Below are 16,750 nucleotides of genomic sequence, written 5' to 3'. Positions count from 1 at the left end.
CCGGAGAGGCGGAAGGCCGAAGGGGCAGAGGACGGAAAGGGGACGGGAGGCGGACGACGACGGACCGCCGTACCGCTGTGCTAGATCTCGCCCCGCAGCTTGGCGAGCGCCTCGGCGAGGATCGCCTCGCCGTCCGCGTCGCTGCGGCGTTCGCGCACGTACGCCAGGTGCGTCTTGTAGGGCTCGGTGCGCGGCGGGTCCGGCGGGTTGTCCCGGTCCTGTCCGGCGGGGAAGCCGCAGCGCGGGCAGTCCCAGGTCTCGGGAACCTGTGCGTCGCTCGCGAAGCTCGGCTGCGTCTCGTGTCCGTTGGAGCACCAGAAGGAGATGCGCAGACGCGGCGCGGACTCGCCGCGCTCGGCCTCGCCCATCGGCCCCGCCCCGACCCGGCTTCCCCGGATCGCGTTGCCACTTGCCACGGTCGTAACTCCCTGCGTGATGGTGCCGCAAAGCGAGTCGGCGTTTCGCTTCGCTGCGAGCGCCTCAGTCTACGTAAGGCCCAACGCGCGTCCAGTGGTTGGAGTTACAAGCTCCCGCACACAGACGCAAGCCCCATGATAGGCCGCGCCACGGGGCGCGTACCGGACATGGGGCCTTACGTACGCAGTGCGTGCCGGGTCAGTTGTTCGCCTTCATCAGCAGGCCGAGCACGATGATGCACGCGAACCACAGCAGACCGACCACCACGGTGATCCGGTCGAGGTTGCGCTCGGCGACCGAGGAGCCGCCGACGGACGACTGCATGCCGCCACCGAACATGTCGGAGAGGCCGCCGCCCTTTCCCTTGTGCATCAGCACCAGCAGCATCAGCAGCAGGCTGAAGACGATCAGGGCGATCGAGAACCCCAAAACCACGGCTGGACCAACTTCCTCGGATTCTGACGGACGACGGGGGCACGGAGGCCACAGGCCACCATGCCCCCGCAAGGGTACGACGTATCGCCGCTACCGCCTACTCACCGGCCTGCCTACTGGTCGCGGAAGCGCACGATCTTGACGAACTCGTCGGCGTCCAGCGAGGCGCCGCCGACCAGGGCACCGTCGATGTCGGGCTGCGCCATGATCTCGGCGACGTTGCCGGACTTGACCGAGCCGCCGTACTGGATGCGGACCTTGTCGGCCAGCTCCTGGGAGTACAGCTCGGCGATCTTGCCGCGGATCGCCGCGCAGACCTCCTGGGCGTCCTCGGCGCCGCAGACCTTGCCGGTGCCGATGGCCCACACCGGCTCGTAGGCGATCACGATCGTCTCGGCCTGCTCGGCGGTGAGGTCCTTCAGGCCGCCCTCGACCTGGGCGAGGGTGTGGGCGACGTGGTCGCCCGCCTCACGGACGTCCAGCTCCTCGCCGACGCACAGGATCGGGGTCAGGCCGTGCTTGTAGGCGGCCTTGACCTTGGCGTTCACCAGCTCGTCCGACTCCGCGTGGTACTGCCGGCGCTCGGAGTGGCCGATGGCGACGTAGGTGCAGCGCAGCTTGGCCAGCATCGGGCCGGAGATCTCGCCGGTGTAGGCGCCGCCGTCGTGGGCGGAGACGTCCTGGGCGCCGTACTTGATCTTGAGCTTGTCGTGCTCGACCAGGGTCTGCACCGAGCGCAGGTCGGTGAAGGGAACCAGGACGGCGACCTCGACGGCGTCGTAGTCCTTGTCCGCGAGGGCGAAGGCGAGCTTCTGGACGTGGGCGATGGCCTCGAGGTGGTTGAGGTTCATCTTCCAGTTGCCCGCCATCAGCGGCGTGCGGGTGGTCATCGGGGTCAGTCCTCCAGTGCGGCGAGGCCGGGGAGCGTCTTGCCCTCGAGGTATTCGAGGGAGGCGCCGCCGCCGGTAGAGATGTGGCCGAATGCCTTCTCGTCGAAGCCGAGCGTACGCACGGCCGCGGCGGAGTCGCCGCCGCCGACCACGGTGAAGCCCGGGGCGTCGACGAGGGCCTGGGCGACCGCCTTGGTGCCCTCGGCGTAGTCGGGGTGCTCGAAGACGCCCATGGGACCGTTCCAGAAGACGGTGGCCGCGTCGGCGAGCTTCGAGGCGTAGAGCTTGCGGGTCTCGGGACCGATGTCCAGACCCTCCTGGTCGGCCGGGATGGCGTCCGCGGCGACGGTGGTGGGGTTGGCCGGAGCCTTCGTCTTCAGGTCCGGGAACTCCGGCGAGACCAGTACGTCGACGGGGAGGAGCAGCTCGACGCCGTTCTTCTCCGCGCGCTCGATGTACTCCTTGACGGCCGGGATCTGGTCCTCCTGGAGGAGCGAGATGCCGACCTCGTGGCCCTTGGCCTTGAGGAAGGTGTACGCCATGCCGCCGCCGATGAGGAGCCGGTCGGCCTTGCCGAGCAGCTGGTCGATGACGGCGAGCTTGTCGGAGACCTTGGCACCGCCGAGCGCGACCACGTAGGGGCGCCGGACGTCGTCGGTGAGCTTCTTCAGGACGCCGACCTCGGTGGCGATGAGGTGGCCGGCGTAGTGCGGCAGCCGCTTGGGCAGGTCGAAGACCGAGGCGTGCTTGCGGTGCACGGCGCCGAAGCCGTCGCCGACGTACACGTCCGCGAGACCGGCCAGCTTGCCGGCGAAGGCGGCGCGCTCGGAGTCGTCCTTGCTGGTCTCCCCGGCGTTGAAGCGCAGGTTCTCGATGACGGCCACCTGGCCGTCGGCGAGGCCGGCCACCGTGGACTCGGCGGAGGGGCCGACCGTGTCCTCGGCGAAGGCGACGTCGGCGCCGAGCAGTTCACCGAGACGGGCGGCGGCCGGGGCCAGGGAGAAGGCCGGGTCCGGGGCGCCCTTGGGGCGGCCCAGGTGCGAGGCGACGATCACGCGCGCGCCGGCGTCGGCCAGGGCCTTGACGGTGGGCAGCACGGCGCGGATGCGGCCGTCGTCGGTGATGGTGGTGCCGTCCAGCGGCACGTTGAGGTCGGCGCGGACGAAGACGCGCTTGCCCGCGACGCCTTCGGAGAGCAGTTCGTCGATCGTCTTCATGCAGAGGGCTCCTGGGTTCTCGTGCTCGCTCGTGATCCTACGAGGGCTGGTCGCTGCGGACGCGACGCAGGGCCCGGGCAGCGCGACCTTGCGCTGCCCGAGCCCTGCTACCGCATTCGAGGTGCCGCTTGGGGTCTGAGTCGATCAGAGCTGGTTGCCGACGAAGACCGTGAGGTCGACGAGGCGGTTGGAGTAGCCCCACTCGTTGTCGTACCAGCCGATGACCTTCACGTTCTTGCCGTCCTGGACCATGGTCAGGGACGAGTCGAAGGTGCAGGACGCCGGGGCGTTGACGATGTCCGAGGAGACGATCGGGTCCTCGGTGTACTCGATGATGCCCTTCAGCTCGCCCTCGGCGGCCTTCTGGAAGGCGGCGTTGATCTCTTCCTTGGTGACCTCGCGGGAGAGCTCGAGGACCAGGTCGGTGACCGAGCCGGTGGGGACCGGGACGCGCATCGCGATGCCGTCCAGCTTGCCCTTGAGCTGCGGGAGGACCAGCGCGGTGGCCTTGGCGGCGCCCGTGGTGGTCGGGATGATGTTCTCCGCGGCGGCGCGGGCGCGGCGCAGGTCCTTGTGCGGGAAGTCCAGGATGCGCTGGTCGTTCGTGTACGCGTGGACCGTCGTCATCAGGCCCTTGACGATGCCGAAGTTCTCGTCGAGGACCTTGGCCATCGGCGCCACGCAGTTGGTGGTGCAGGAGGCGTTGGAGATGACGTGGTGCTGCGCCGGGTCGTACTTGTCCTGGTTGACGCCCATCACGATGGTGACGTCCTCGTCCTTGGCCGGGGCCGAGATGAGGACCTTCTTCGCGCCGCCCGCGAGGTGCTTCTCGGCGTCGGCCTTCTTCGTGAAGATGCCGGTCGACTCGATGACGATGTCGACGCCCAGCTCGCCCCACGGGATGTCGGCGGGGTTGCGCTCGGCGAGGACCTTGATGGTCTTGTCGCCGACGGTGATGGTGTCCTCGGTGTGCGAGACCTCGTACGGGAGGCGCCCGAGGATGGTGTCGTACTTCAGCAGGTGGGCGGTGGTCGCGGTGTCACCCAGGTCGTTGACAGCCACGATCTCGATGTCTGCACCCTGCTCCAGCAGCGCGCGGAAGTAGTTACGACCGATGCGGCCAAAGCCGTTGATGCCTACGCGGATCGTCACGAACCGATCTCCTCGTTGGTACGCCGGCCCGATGTGCCGGCGAGCTGTATTTGGGATGTCCCCGACCACCTCCGACCCTACCTCTCCGAGGCGGCCGGGGTGACATCGAGACGTCCCATACCCGGCACGACGGTCCGTACCCGCCAGTAAGGGTACGGACCGCCCGGGCCCCGGGGACCGATCACCCGATTTCGCTACACCTGTCAGTTCCCAGGTACCGCGTCGTCACTCGTCCAGGGCACGCAGCGCCTGCCGGACGAGCGCGGCCCGGTCGGCCGGCGCGGTGAGGTGTTCCAGACCGAAGCCCAGCAGCACGGTGTCGTCGGTGGTGACGGCGCCGTACGTCTGGAACAGGGTGCCGGTGCGGGTCCAGTCCTTCAGGACGGCGGGGCTGCCCGCGGGCGGCCCGGAGACCCGCCAGGCGCCGAGCGAGGTCTCGAAGCCCTCGGTCCCGGTCGCCGTGGAGCCGACGACCAGCGAGGCCTCGTCGGCGAGGACGCCGCGTCCGCCGCTGCCGGGGTCGGTGACGTAGGCGAGGGACAGCTCGACGGACTTCCCGGCGTAGGCGCTCAGGTCGAACTCGACCTGCTTCCAGCCGCCGGAGGAGCCGGTGAGGCTGTTCCACCGCCCGGTCGTGCCGGCCGCGGTGCAGCCCTCGTCGGTCTGGGTCAGGTAGTGCTCCAGCCAGGGGTGGTCGGCGATGTAGAAGCCGGCCGCGCACTCGGCGGGCACGGCGGTGCCGGTGGCGCCGCCGTTCTCGGGCAGCGTGGTCCAGTCGTCGGCGCCGGTGACGTGGGCCTCGACCAGGGCGTGGTCGTAGCCGCGCTCGGTGTCCCACAGCAGCTGGGTGCGCAGCGTGGGCCGGTCGGCGGCGGTGACACCGGTGAGGTCGACGGTGCGGGTGAGGCGCTTGTAGGCGTCGTCGGTGTGGACGGCGGCGACCATCCAGTCTCCCGCGTAGGGCCCGTACGGGTTCACCGTGCCGGCGAACCTGCCGGCGCCCGCGCTCGCGAACTGCGGGTGGGCCGCGGGGTCCAGCTCGTCCGAGGTCACGCTGTAGGTCCCGGCGGTGTCCAGCGGGTTGCCGGGGGCTCCGCCGAGCGCGCCGGCGGTTCCGGCGAGCTTGCCGGTGCCGGTGAATCCGGTGGCTCCGGAGGTCGACGTGCGGGTGTAGGCGCCCAGGTAGTACTGGCTGAAGTCGTCGGACGGGGTGCCGTCGCCGAGGTCGACGCTGCCGCCGGCCCGCTCGCCCGCCTCGATCAGCCGGCCGCCCTCGTTGAGGAAGGCCCGCAGCTGGAGCTGGGTGGCGTTGCCCGGGACCGCCGCGCCGGTGTAGTGGACGACGGTGCCGAAGTGGCCGAGGACGCCGAGCGCGTCGGGAGCGCCCTGGGTGGCGACGTCCCAGACGGCCGCCCGCTCGCCGGCCGCCTCGAGCGCGTCCACGTACGTCCGGGTCTGCGTGGCCTTCGCGCCCTCCTCGGCGACGACGAGCACGTCCGCGCGGGGCCGCTCGGCGATCGTGTACGTGAAGTGCTCGCTGGAGACCTTCTTGCCCTGACGCGTCTCGCCGGTGAACCAGACCTCGACCTTGTCGCCCGGGACGCCGTCCTTGACCTCGGCCCGGTACTCGTCGAAGTAGAGGTTGTCGTCACCGCCGTACGTCTCGCCGCCCTGCCACGGCCTGAGCGCCATGTCGTGGACGCGGCCGCCGTTGACGCGGTACTTCAGCTCCTTGTCGCGCACCGCCTTGCGGACGACGACCGAGACCTCCTGGTCGGCGCCGCGCGAGTACGACGTGGCGAAGGGGGCCGGGGTGAAGTCGGCGGCGTCCAGGCCGACCGCGGAGGACGGCCGGTCGGGGTGGGCGGCGGACTCGGCGACGGAGAGCGCGAAGGGGACGTTCTTGGCGAACTCCTGCTGGATCAGTTTCTCGTCGTCGGGGAAGTTGAAGCCCGACCGGCAGTCCCGCGCGTTCCACTGGTCGTCGGGGTCCACGTCGGAGGCCGTCTGACAGGTCGACATCTCCGGGGTGAACATCGCCATGCCGTTGACGTTGGCCGCGTGGCCGTCCGCCTCGCCGTTGGTGGTGTACAGCTCCGAGGAGACCTGCGGGTGGTAGCCGGGGATCGCGGAGTTGTCCGGCGTGCCCGCGAGCGCCTTGTAGAGGACGTCGTCCGGGGTGTTCGTGGCCACCTGCCAGCCGACGCCGTAGAGGAGGAGTTCGGCGGCGGAGTGGTAGTTGATGCCGTAGGTGAAGCCGATGCGTTTCTGGAAGGCGTCCAGCGCCTTGGTCTCGGGCTCCGAGCCCGGGCTCGCGCCCCGGTAGGTCTCGCTGGTGGGGTTGGGGGACGAGCCCTCGTCGTCGTAGCCCCACTTGTAGGCGAAGTTGCGGTTGAGGTCGACGCCGTCGCCGGTGCTGATGACGCCGTCGCCGTTGACGTCGCGCAGGTTCTTGCGCCACAGGCGGTTGGCGGGGTCCTGGAAGGTGTAATCGTAGCCGTCGGGGTTGGCCGACAGGACGAACCACAGTTCGGTGGAGTCGACGACGTTCCTGATCCGCCGGTCCTTGCCGTAGTTGTCCAGGTAGTGGTGCATCAGCCGCCGGGTCATCTCCGGGGTGATCCACTCGCGCGCGTGCTGGTTGGACATGTAGAGGACGGAGGGCTTGGAGCCGTCCTTCGACTTCTTCGCGTTCTTGGTGAGCTTGAGCGCCAGGATGTCCTGGCCCCTGACCGTCCTGCCGATGGAGACGACCTTGGTGAGGCCGGGGTTCTGCCGGGCGGTGCGGAGGATCTCCTCCCGGAGGCCGCCGCTGCCGCTGTACGGCCGGAAGACGCCGTCGGCCGCGCCCTCGACGCGTTGCGCGGCCCGGGTGGAGAGGGTGTGCTCGGTGAGGCCGACGCCCTTCTTCTCCAGCGCCTTCGCCTGCCGGTCGGTGAGGTAGACCTCGACGGCGGCCGTTCCCTTGTCGGGAACCTGCTCGCCGAGTTCGTGGCCGTCCTGCCCGGCGGCCAGCAGCAGGGGCACCTGCTCCCGGGTGACGTCGGCGCGGAAGACCTTCACTTCGTCCGCGTCCGGGGTTCCCGGATCCGCGGGTCGTGCCTGGGCGATGGGTGCGAAGCTCACTCCGCCGATCAGGAGTGCGCCGACGGCGAGGATCGATCTCGCTCTTCGTCTCATGAACCCCCCTAGCGTGGGTCCGCCACAGCAGCGAACAGATGCCAGGCTCATGACACCTCATGATCGAGTCAAGAGCGCGGCAAGGACACGCGGAAGCCGGTGCCGGTCACCCAAGTGGGCGCCGGCACCGGCTGTTTGACGGGCCGTGTGCGGAAGGTCCCGTACGTGTGCGGGCGGCCGGTGCGGTACGGGGCCGGCGCACCGGCTCCCGTCAGCCGACGAGGTTGTCGGCGAGCTCCTCGCCGAGGTTGGCCTCCGTGCCCGGGATGCCGAGGTCCGAGGCCCGCTTGTCGGCCATGGCCAGCAGGCGGCGGATGCGGCCGGCGACGGCGTCCTTGGTCAGCGGGGGGTCGGCGAGGGCCCCCAGCTCCTCCAGGGAGGCCTGCTTGTGCTCCATGCGCAGCCGGCCGGCGGCGGCGAGGTGCTCGGGCACGTCGTCGGCGAGGATCTCCAGGGCCCGCTGGACCCGGGCGCCGGCGGCGACGGCCGCGCGGGCCGAACGGCGCAGGTTGGCGTCGTCGAAGTTGGCGAGGCGGTTGGCGGTGGCCCGCACCTCGCGGCGCATCCGCCGCTCCTCCCAGGCCAGCACCGACTCGTGGGCGCCCAGCCGGGTGAGCAGGGCGCCGATCGCGTCGCCGTCGCGGACGACGACCCGGTCCACGCCGCGCACCTCACGGGCCTTGGCGGCGATCGACAGCCGGCGGGCGGCGCCGACCAGGGCGAGGGCGGCCTCGGGACCCGGGCAGGTCACCTCCAGGGAGGAGGAACGGCCGGGCTCGGTGAGCGAGCCGTGCGCGAGGAACGCCCCGCGCCAGGCGGCCTCGGCGTCGCAGGTGGCCCCCGAGACCACCTGCGGCGGCAGGCCGCGGATCGGCCGGCCCCGGCCGTCCACCAGGCCGGTCTGCCGGGCCAGCTGGTCACCGCCGGCGACCACCCGTACGACGTAACGCGAGCCGCGGCGCAGCCCGCCCGGCGCCATCACGATCAGCTCGGAACTGTGCCCGAAGATCTCCAGGACGTCCCGCTTGAGCCGGCGGGCCGCCATCGCGGTGTCCAGCTCCGCCTCGATCACGATGCGCCCGCTCACCAGGTGAAGGCCGCCGGCGAACCGCAGAACGGCGGAGACCTCCGCCTTCCTGCAGCAGGTCCGGGTGACGGGGAGCCGGGAGATCTCGTCCTTCACCGCTGCCGTCATCGCCATGGGCCGATCCTTCCATGCATCCGAAAAATACGGTCGTACGCGGCGGCCAGCAGCTCCGGGTCGTGCCTCGGGGTCCCGTCGGTCCGGGCGACCGGAGCCAGTTCGACCGCGGCGCCGAACCGTTTCGCGGCCTCGGTGAGCGAGTCACGGTCGGGCACGGCGGCCTCGTCGGCCAGCACCACGTCCAGGGCGAGTTTAGGGGCGTGTCGTCCCAAAACCTCCAAATGACGCTGCGGGGAGAAGCCCTCGGTTTCTCCGGGCTGCGGGGCGAGGTTCAAGGAGAGCACCCGGCGCGCCTTCGTCTCGACCAGCGCGTCCAGCAGGTCGGGCACGAGCAGGTGCGGGATGACCGAGGAGAACCAGGAGCCGGGGCCGAGCACCACCCAGTCCGCGTCCAGGACGGCATCGACCGCCTCGGGGACGGCGGGCGGGTCGTTCGGCACCAGGTGCACGGACTGCACCTCACCGGGGGTCAGGGCGACGGTGGCCTGTCCCCGTACGGTGTCGACGTCCTCCGGCCGGTCCGGGTCGTGGCCCTTGACCAGGGCCTGGAGCTCCAGCGGGACGGCGGACATGGGCAGCACGCGCCCGTGCGCGCCGAGCAGCTTGCCGACCAGGTCGAGGGCCTGGACGTGGTCGCCGAGCTGCTCCCACAGGGCGACGATCAGCAGATTGCCGACCGCGTGTTCGTGCAGGTCGCCCTGGGACTGGAAGCGGTGCTGGATGACGCGGGCCCAGGTCTGGCCCCAGTCGTCGTCCCCGCACAGCGCGGCCAGCGCCTTGCGCAGGTCGCCGGGCGGCAGGACGCCCAGCTCGTCGCGGAGCCGCCCGCTGGAGCCGCCGTCGTCGGCCACGGTGACGACGGCGGTGAGGTCGCCGGTGATCCGGCGCAGTGCGGCGAGCGAGGCGGACAGGCCCATGCCGCCGCCGAGGGCGACGACCTTGGGCTGGGTGCCCCGGCGGCGCGGCCTGCCGCCGCGCCCCTGCTCGGGCCGGGCGGCGCGGGCGTCGGCGGGTCTGCCGCCGCGCCCCTCGGGCACCACCCGGCGCAGCCTGCTCAGCCGCGGAGTACGTCGTGTCATTCCCGTCCCATGTCCCGGTGGACGACCACCGTCTCCACGCCCTCGGCGGCGAGCCGGGCGGCGAGCTTCTCCGACATGGCCACGGACCGGTGCTTGCCGCCGGTGCAGCCGACGGCGACGGTCACATAGCGCTTGCCCTCACGACGGTAGCCCGCGGCGATCAGCTGGAGCAGCTCGGCGTAGCGGTCGAGGAACTCCTTGGCCCCGGGCTGGTTGAGGACGTACGACGACACCTCCTCGTTCAGGCCGGTGAACGGGCGCAGCTCCGGGACCCAGTGCGGGTTGGGCAGGAAGCGCATGTCCACGACCAGGTCGGCGTCGACCGGCAGGCCGTACTTGAAGCCGAAGGACATGACGGTGGCCCGCAGCTCGGGCTCCTCCTCGCCGGCGAACTGGGCGTCCATCTTGGCGCGCAGCTCGTGCACGTTGAGGCTGGAGGTGTCGATCACCAGGTCGGCGTCGCCGCGCAGCTCGCGCAGCAGTTCCCGCTCGGCGGCGATGCCGTCGACGATGCGGCCGTCGCCCTGGAGGGGGTGCGGGCGGCGCACCGACTCGAAGCGGCGCACCAGCGCCTCCTCGGAGGACTCCAGGAAGACGATCCGCCGGGTGACGCCCCGGGCGTCGAGGTCGGCGAGGGACTCGCGCAGGTTGTCGAAGAAGCGCCGGCCGCGGACGTCCACGACGACCGCGATCCGCGCCACGTTGCCCTGCGAGCGGGCGCCCAGCTCCACCATGGTGGGGATCAGCGCCGGCGGCAGGTTGTCGACGACGAACCAGCCCAGGTCCTCCAGGCACTTGGCGGCCGTCGAGCGGCCGGCCCCGGACATGCCGGAGATGATCACCAGCTCGGGGATGGCCGCCTCTTGCGCCCCGGCTGTTTCCTTGGCCGTACTCACCTGTGCTCCGTTGTCCTGGCGTCCGTCGGGACGGGCCGTCTGCGGGCCCGCTCCCTCTCCGGCCGTGGCGTGGGTCTGTTCTCGTCCCGTTGCGGGCTGTGCGTCGTGCTCGGTCATCTCTCCTGCCCCCGTCTTTCATCCGGGGTGCCCGCGGGCACGGGCTCCCCCGGGGCATCCTCCGTCGTCCCGGGTGCCCCGTCCTCGTCATCCATGATCTCTCCGGTCGCCGTGTTCACGGCGGGCGCGGCCGGGGTCGCCCGGGCGAGGGCCACGGCGACCGTCTCGGCCGTCTTGCGGCCTATGCCGGGCACCTCGCAGATCTGGTCGATCGTCGCCGACCGGAGCTTCTTCACCGAACCGAAGTGCTTGATCAGCGCCTGCTTGCGGGTCTCCCCCAGGCCGGGCACGTCGTCCAGGGGGCTGGACCGGAAGCGCTTGGCGCGCTTGACGCGCTGATAGGTGATCGCGAAACGGTGGGCCTCGTCGCGGACCCGCTGGAGCAGGTACAGGCCCTCGCTGGTGCGCGGCAGCACGACCGGATCGTCCTCGCGGGGCAGCCAGACCTCCTCCAGCCGCTTGGCGAGGCCGCACACGGCGATGTCGTCGATGCCCAGCTCGTCCAGGGCCCGCCGGGCCGCCGCGACCTGCGGCTGTCCGCCGTCGACGACGACGAGCTGGGGCGGGTAGGCGAAGCGCTTGGGGCGGCCTTCCTCGTCCTTGAGGGCCTCGCCGTCGGGAAGCTCCTCGCCGCCGTCCGCGTCCGTCCACTCGCCGGTCCGCTCCTTCTCGGCGAGGTAGCGCCGGAAGCGGCGGGTGATGACCTCGTGCATGGAACGGACGTCGTCCTGACCGCTGAACCCCTTGATCTGGAAGCGGCGGTATTCGCTCTTGCGGGCCAGTCCGTCCTCGAAGACGACCATGGAGGCCACCACGTCGTCGCCCTGGAGGTGGGAGATGTCGTAGCACTCGATCCGGAGCGGGGCGCTGTCCAGACCGAGGGCCTCGGCGATCTCCTCCAGGGCGCGCGAGCGCGTGGTCAGGTCGGAGGCGCGCTTGGTCTTGTGCAGCACGAGCGCCTGCTGGGCGTTGCGCCGGACGGTCTCCATGAGCGCCTTCTTGTCGCCGCGCTGCGGGATGCGCAGCGACACGCCCGAGCCGCGGCGGTCGGTGAGCCACTGCTGCACCGGCTCGACGGGGTCGGGCAGGGCCGGGACCAGGACCTCCTTGGGGACGGCGTCGCCCTTCTCCTCGCCGTAGAGCTGCTGGAGGGCGTGCTCGACGAGGGCGCCGGTGGTGATGTCCTCCACCTTGTCGGTGACCCAGCCGCGCTGTCCGCGCACGCGCCCGCCGCGGACGTGGAAGATCTGGACGGCCGCCTCCAGCTCGTCCTCGGCGACGGCGATCAGGTCGGCGTCGGTCGCGTCGGCGAGGACGACCGCGCTCTTCTCCATGGCCTTCTTCAGGGCCCCGATGTCGTCCCTCAGACGGGCCGCCCGCTCGTACTCCATGTCCTGTGCCGCCTCGGCCATCTGCTTCTCCAGGCGGCGCAGATACGTGCCCGTGCGGCCGGCCATGAAGTCGCAGAACTCCTCCGCGAGCTCCCGGTGGTCCTCGGCGGAGATCCGCTCGACGCACGGCGCGGAGCACTTGCCGATGTAGCCGAGCAGGCAGGGGCGGCCGGTGCGGGCGGCGTTCTTGAAGACACCGGCCGAGCAGGTGCGCACCGGGAAGACGCGCAGCAGGAGGTCGACTGTGTCGCGGATCGCCCATGCGTGCGTGTACGGCCCGAAGTAGCGCACGCCCTTCTTCTTGTGGCCGCGCATCACCTGCACGCGCGGGAACTGCTCGTTCATCGTCACCGCGAGGTAGGGGTAGCTCTTGTCGTCGCGGTACTTGACGTTGAACCGGGGGTCGTACTCCTTGATCCAGGAGTACTCCAGCTGCAGGGCCTCGACCTCCGTGGACACCACCGTCCACTCCACGGACTCGGCGGTGGTGACCATGCTGCGGGTGCGGGGGTGGAGGTTCGCCAGGTCCTGGAAGTAGTTCGCCAGGCGCTGGCGCAGGCTCTTCGCCTTTCCGACGTAGATCACCCGGCGGTGCTCGTCACGGAACCTGTACACCCCCGGGGAGTCCGGGATCTCTCCCGGCCTGGGGCGGTAGCTGGAGGGGTCGGCCATGACTCACACCCTACTGGCGGGGACCGACAGTCCGGCGGGCTGTGGACGACGGACACGGCCCCTGTGGAAGACCCGCGGCCGAACCCCGTGGGAGGCCGTCCGGGGACCGTCCGGGGCCGGCCGGTCACGCTCGGTGCCCCGGGGAGGCGGGCCGGTGCGTTCTCGGCCAGGTGTGCGCCGCGGTCCGGCTTCGGGTGTTGTCGGGGCTGGGCCGACACGCTTCAATGCGGGGGAACTCGGGGCCCTGAAGCGCGGCGTACGGATGTGAGGACCTCCCCCGCGCCGCGACCGGGGGCGGGCCCCGGCGGATCCACGCCGAACGGTCCGACCAGCCGTTGTGAACATTCACAGAAAGGCCCCTGCATGCCGCACGCCACACAGCACGCGGACGCCGCCACCGCGGACGCCGACACCGCGGAACTCGACTCGGTGCTGCGCGGTGGCCCGTTCCACGTCGCCCTGCGCGCCGCGATCGCCGCTCGCGGAATGCCTCTGCAGCGCGTCCGGCACCATCTGTCGCGGTACGGGGTGACCGTGGGCGTCACGAGCCTGAGCTACTGGCAGCAGGGCGCCCGGCGTCCGCAGCGTCCGGAGTCGCTGCGGGCCGTGCGAGCCCTGGAGGAGATACTCCGGCTGCCCGAGGAGTCGCTGATACGCCTGCTCGCCGAGACCGGCGAGCAGGCGTCGGCCCAGCGACGCCCGGTGCGTTCCTACCGGGCCCGGGTGGAGGCCTCGGGCGTCCTGCGCCGGCTGCTGGGCGAACTCGGCCACCCGTCCACGGACGACGGGCTGCACACCCTCGGGCACCACGAACGGGTCCGGATCGGAGCTCGGCGCGAGCTGGCGGGGCGCGAGTCGCACCACATCGTCCGCGCCCACCGGGACGGCGTCGACCGCTTCGTCGCCGTCCACCACGGCGACCCGGGGTGCGCTCCCGCGCGGATGGCCGTCCACGCACTGGAGAACTGCCGTACGGGGCGCGTCCGCGCCCACCACGACACCGGTGTGCTGGTGGCGGAGCTGCTCTTCGGCACCCGCCTGCGGGCCGGGGACACCTATCTCTTCCGCTACGGCGTCGAGGACGGCACCGCGGGCGTGTCGCACGAGTACGTCCGCGCGTTCGGCGCGGCGGGCGGGCAGTACGCGCTCCAGGTGGGGTTCGACGCGGCGGCCACGCCCGTGCGCTGCCGGCGGTTCACGCAGCACTCGGCGGCGGCGCCGCGCGGCGGCCGACGGGAGCTGGCCATGAGCGGGCCGCACCACTCGGTGCACCTCGTCGAGGCGCGGGTGCGGCCGGGCATGCTGGGGATCGCGTGGGACTGGGAGTGAGCGGGCGCGGCCGGCCCGTGCGCGGTCAGGTCTCGGGGCTCGCGACGATCCGGCCCTGCCGCACGTCGACGCGCAGTTCCATGAGCGCCACGGTCGCCGGGGCGTGCAGCACCTCGCCGGTGCGGGCGTCGAACTCGCTGCCGTGGCAGGGGCAGACGAGCTTGGTCCCCTCCAGCTTCCTGATGGGGCACCCCGCGTGCGTGCAGACCGTGCTGTAGGCCTTCAGGGAGCCGTCGTCCGCGCGGCTCACCACCACGTTCTGGTCCCGGTAGAGCTTGACGGCGCCCTTGGCCACCTCGCCGTCCGTACCGAGGTCGACGGGCGCGGTCGGCTGTGCGGCCGCGCCGTCGTCACCCGGTGAGCAGGCGGCCAGGCCGAGCCCGGCGACGGGCGTGAGGGCCGCCGAGCGCAGGACGGTACGACGGCTCGGGACGGGGCGGCCGGGCATGGGGATCTCCACTGGTCGGGGGTGTGCAGGGCGACGATATCCGGCGGTGCCGGGCGCCCGTCCGGGTGGGTCGCCGTGAGGGAAGGCACCGCACCGACCGGCGTAAACGCTTGCGCAAGCGTTTACGCCGACTGCGGGACGGGTTACGCTCCCCGGCAGCACGGCGGCGGGGAGCACGCCAGGCGGTGCGAGGGACGCACGAGGGACATACGGAGGAAGGGGACGCTCGGATGGCGACCATGGCCGACGTCGCGCGGAGCGCCGGGGTCTCCGTGGCGACGGTCTCGCACGTCCTCAACAGCACCCGTCCCGTGCTGCCGCACACCCGCCAGGCGGTGCTGGACGCCGTCGAGGAGCTCGGCTACACCCCCAACACCCTCGCCCGGTCCCTGGTGACCTCCCGGACCCGTTCCCTCGGGCTCGCGGTGTCGGCGATCGGCAATCCCTGCTTCACGGAGATCCTCCAGGGCGTCGAGGCCCGGGCCCTGGAGCACGGCTACAGCCTGCTCGTCGCCGACCCGCACGACGACCCGGGGCACGAACTCGCGGTCGTGCGGCTGCTGCACGAACGGCGCGTGGACGGCGTGATCGTCGCGCCCTCCGCCGATCCGGGCGCACTCCTCGCCTACCTGGCACGCCACCGGGTGCCCGCCGTGCTCCTCGACCGGGTCGTCGACGTGCCGGAGAGCAGCGGCCTCCGCTTCGACCAGGTGTGCGCGGAGAGCGCCGGGCCCACCAGCGGGCTGGTCGGCCACCTCGCCGGGCTCGGCCACCGCCGCATCGGCCTGGTCGCGGGCCGGCCGGGGTGGAGCACGACGCGCGAGCGGATCGCCGGGTACCGGGACGGCCTCACCGCCGCCGGGCTGCCGTACGACGAGCGGCTGGTGGTGCACGGTGACTCCGACGGGGCCGGGGGCGAACGGGCCACGGCGGCCCTGCTGTCCCTCCCGACGCCGCCCACCGCGCTGGTCACCGCCAACGACGCGATGACCCTCGGCGCGCTGCGCGCCCTGCGGGACCGCGGTCTGTCCGTGCCCGGCGACCTCGCTCTGTGCTGCTTCGACGACTTCGCCTGGGCGGACCTGTTCGCACCGCGTCTGACCGCCGTCGCGCAGCCGGGCAAGGAGATCGGCGCCCGAGCCGTCCGGCTGCTGCTGGAGCGCCTCGCCGCGCCGGACCGGCCGGCCAGGACCGTGCGACTGCCCTGCGCCTTCGTCCACCGCACCTCGTGCGGCTGCCCCGAGCAGCCCCGGCAAGCCTCCGAACAGGCCCACGAGTCCGAACAGGCCCACGAAAGGACCCTCCCGTGATCGTCGTCGCCGGTGAGGCACTGATCGACCTGGTACCGCAGGGCACGGGCGCCCTCGCCGCGCTGCGCCCGGCGCTCGGCGGCGGCCCGTACAACACCGCCGTCGCGCTGGGCCGCCTCGGTTCCCCCGCCGCCTTCTGCTCCCGGGTGTCGTACGACGCCTTCGGCGAGGCGCTGCTGGACCGGCTCCGCGAGACCGGCGTGGACGTGTCGCCGGTGCAGCGCGGGGCCGAGCCGACGACGCTCGCCGTGGCCACGGTCGGCGCGGACGGCTCGGCCGCGTACTCCTTCTACGTGGAGGGCACCGCGGACCGGCTGTTCACGGTGCCCTCCACGCTGCCCCCGGGCACCCGGGCGGTGTCCTTCGGCACCTGTTCGCTGGTGCTGGAGCCCGGGGCGAGCGCGTACGAGGAACTGCTGCGCGAGTCGGCCGCGCGGGGCGTGTTCACCGCGCTCGACCCGAACATCCGGGCGGGACTGATCCCGGATCCGGACGCCTACCGGGCCCGGTTCAAGAGCTGGCTGCCGTCGGTGTCGCTGCTGAAGCTGTCCGCGGAGGACGCCGAGTGGCTCGGCGGCACCCCCCGGGAGTGGCTGGCGGCCGGTCCGGCGGCGGTGGTGATCACCCGCGGCGGTGAGGGGCTGACGGCGTTCACCCGTGACGGGGGCGAGTACACGGTGCCGGGCGAACGGGTCGAGGTGGTGGACACCATCGGCGCGGGCGACACGGTGAACGCGGCCCTGCTGCACGGCCTCGCGGTGCGGGACGCGCTCGCCGAGCGCGCGGTGGCCTCGCTGGGGCCCGACGGCTGGACCGGCCTGCTCGGTTTCGCCGCCCGCGCGGCGGCGGTCACCTGTTCGCGCGCGGGCGCGGAGCCTCCGTACGCCCACGAGGTGGCTCTCTGAGGACCAGCGGGCCCCGGCCGTACGGGCCCCGCGGGGCACCGGGCCGCGCCCGTCAGGCGGTCCGGTGCGGTGCCGCGGCGGGCGCCTGAGCTCCGGACGCACGGACGC

14 protein-coding genes are annotated in these 16,750 nt (G+C 72.1%); 3 read left to right on the top strand and 11 right to left on the bottom strand.

The genetic code is table 11. The features are described from left to right. Positions 1–80: 80 nt before the first annotated feature. The 10 genes from ACZ4V6_RS17405 to uvrC form a co-directional block, all read right to left on the bottom strand. Positions 81–416 (bottom strand): RNA polymerase-binding protein RbpA, encoded by a 336-nt coding sequence (locus tag ACZ4V6_RS17405; protein WP_003976875.1) that lies wholly within the window; start codon positions 414–416, stop codon positions 81–83. Positions 417–615: 199 nt separating this feature from the next. Beyond that, positions 616–852, bottom strand: a complete 237-nt coding sequence (secG, locus tag ACZ4V6_RS17400) for a preprotein translocase subunit SecG (RefSeq protein ID WP_361565570.1) — start codon at positions 850–852, stop codon at positions 616–618. Between the two features lie 113 nt (positions 853–965). Further along, on the bottom strand, positions 966–1,742 hold the full coding sequence (gene tpiA, locus ACZ4V6_RS17395; protein WP_467827896.1) for a triose-phosphate isomerase: 777 nt from the start codon (positions 1,740–1,742) through the stop codon (positions 966–968). 5 nt (positions 1,743–1,747) lie between these two features. Beyond that, complete coding sequence (locus ACZ4V6_RS17390) at positions 1,748–2,959, bottom strand: phosphoglycerate kinase (protein ID WP_467827893.1); 1,212 nt, start codon at positions 2,957–2,959, stop codon at positions 1,748–1,750. Positions 2,960–3,103: 144 nt separating this feature from the next. Beyond that, positions 3,104–4,111, bottom strand: coding sequence for a type I glyceraldehyde-3-phosphate dehydrogenase (gap, locus tag ACZ4V6_RS17385; RefSeq protein ID WP_467827890.1), 1,008 nt, complete (start codon positions 4,109–4,111; stop codon positions 3,104–3,106). Positions 4,112–4,336: 225 nt separating this feature from the next. Next, a complete protein-coding gene (locus tag ACZ4V6_RS17380; protein ID WP_467827887.1) occupies positions 4,337–7,291 on the bottom strand; it encodes a M14 family metallopeptidase in 2,955 nt (984 codons plus the stop codon). A 211-nt stretch (positions 7,292–7,502) separates the two neighbouring features. After that, on the bottom strand, positions 7,503–8,492 hold the full coding sequence (gene whiA, locus ACZ4V6_RS17375) for a DNA-binding protein WhiA (RefSeq protein WP_467827885.1): 990 nt from the start codon (positions 8,490–8,492) through the stop codon (positions 7,503–7,505). Beyond that, the gene (locus tag ACZ4V6_RS17370; protein WP_467827883.1) at positions 8,483–9,574 is read right to left on the bottom strand and encodes a gluconeogenesis factor YvcK family protein; all 1,092 of its coding nucleotides are present in this window, start codon (positions 9,572–9,574) and stop codon (positions 8,483–8,485) included. Before ACZ4V6_RS17370 ends, whiA begins: the two co-directional genes overlap by 10 nt. Next, the gene (rapZ, locus tag ACZ4V6_RS17365) at positions 9,571–10,587 is read right to left on the bottom strand and encodes an RNase adapter RapZ (protein ID WP_467827881.1); all 1,017 of its coding nucleotides are present in this window, start codon (positions 10,585–10,587) and stop codon (positions 9,571–9,573) included. The genes ACZ4V6_RS17370 and rapZ overlap by 4 nt, the downstream gene beginning before the upstream one ends. Then, the gene (gene uvrC, locus ACZ4V6_RS17360; protein WP_467827879.1) at positions 10,584–12,650 is read right to left on the bottom strand and encodes an excinuclease ABC subunit UvrC; all 2,067 of its coding nucleotides are present in this window, start codon (positions 12,648–12,650) and stop codon (positions 10,584–10,586) included. The genes rapZ and uvrC overlap by 4 nt, the downstream gene beginning before the upstream one ends. Positions 12,651–13,013: 363 nt before the next feature. On the opposite strand from uvrC, the gene ACZ4V6_RS17355 reads away from it, so the two are divergent. Further along, on the top strand, positions 13,014–13,979 hold the full coding sequence (locus ACZ4V6_RS17355) for a hypothetical protein (RefSeq protein ID WP_467827876.1): 966 nt from the start codon (positions 13,014–13,016) through the stop codon (positions 13,977–13,979). 25 nt (positions 13,980–14,004) lie between these two features. Here ACZ4V6_RS17355 and ACZ4V6_RS17350 read toward each other — a convergent pair whose 3' ends face one another. Beyond that, positions 14,005–14,427, bottom strand: a complete 423-nt coding sequence (locus ACZ4V6_RS17350; protein WP_467827874.1) for a Rieske (2Fe-2S) protein — start codon at positions 14,425–14,427, stop codon at positions 14,005–14,007. 230 nt (positions 14,428–14,657) lie between these two features. On the opposite strand from ACZ4V6_RS17350, the gene ACZ4V6_RS17345 reads away from it, so the two are divergent. After that, the gene (locus ACZ4V6_RS17345) at positions 14,658–15,737 is read left to right on the top strand and encodes a LacI family DNA-binding transcriptional regulator (RefSeq protein ID WP_467827872.1); all 1,080 of its coding nucleotides are present in this window, start codon (positions 14,658–14,660) and stop codon (positions 15,735–15,737) included. Further along, a complete protein-coding gene (locus ACZ4V6_RS17340) occupies positions 15,734–16,642 on the top strand; it encodes a carbohydrate kinase family protein (RefSeq protein WP_467827869.1) in 909 nt (302 codons plus the stop codon). The genes ACZ4V6_RS17345 and ACZ4V6_RS17340 overlap by 4 nt, the downstream gene beginning before the upstream one ends. Positions 16,643–16,750 lie beyond the last annotated feature (108 nt).

Source organism: Streptomyces sp. NPDC029152 (genome assembly GCF_055564355.1).
This window is presented reverse-complemented; position numbering and strand designations above follow the sequence as displayed.

Bases quoted from the DNA above. Each gene is read 5' to 3' on its own strand.
- ACZ4V6_RS17380 (WP_467827887.1), bottom strand. From the start codon at position 7,291: ATGAGACGAAGAGCGAGATCGATCCTCGCCGTCGGCGCACTCCTGATC.
- tpiA (WP_467827896.1), bottom strand. From the start codon at position 1,742: ATGACCACCCGCACGCCGCTGATGGCGGGCAACTGGAAGATGAACCTC.
- rapZ (WP_467827881.1), bottom strand. From the start codon at position 10,587: ATGACCGAGCACGACGCACAGCCCGCAACGGGACGAGAACAGACCCAC.
- ACZ4V6_RS17355 (WP_467827876.1), top strand. From the start codon at position 13,014: ATGCCGCACGCCACACAGCACGCGGACGCCGCCACCGCGGACGCCGAC.
- ACZ4V6_RS17390 (WP_467827893.1), bottom strand. From the start codon at position 2,959: ATGAAGACGATCGACGAACTGCTCTCCGAAGGCGTCGCGGGCAAGCGC.
- ACZ4V6_RS17345 (WP_467827872.1), top strand. From the start codon at position 14,658: ATGGCGACCATGGCCGACGTCGCGCGGAGCGCCGGGGTCTCCGTGGCG.
- uvrC (WP_467827879.1), bottom strand. From the start codon at position 12,650: ATGGCCGACCCCTCCAGCTACCGCCCCAGGCCGGGAGAGATCCCGGAC.
- ACZ4V6_RS17370 (WP_467827883.1), bottom strand. From the start codon at position 9,574: ATGACACGACGTACTCCGCGGCTGAGCAGGCTGCGCCGGGTGGTGCCC.
- ACZ4V6_RS17350 (WP_467827874.1), bottom strand. From the start codon at position 14,427: ATGCCCGGCCGCCCCGTCCCGAGCCGTCGTACCGTCCTGCGCTCGGCG.
- whiA (WP_467827885.1), bottom strand. From the start codon at position 8,492: ATGGCGATGACGGCAGCGGTGAAGGACGAGATCTCCCGGCTCCCCGTC.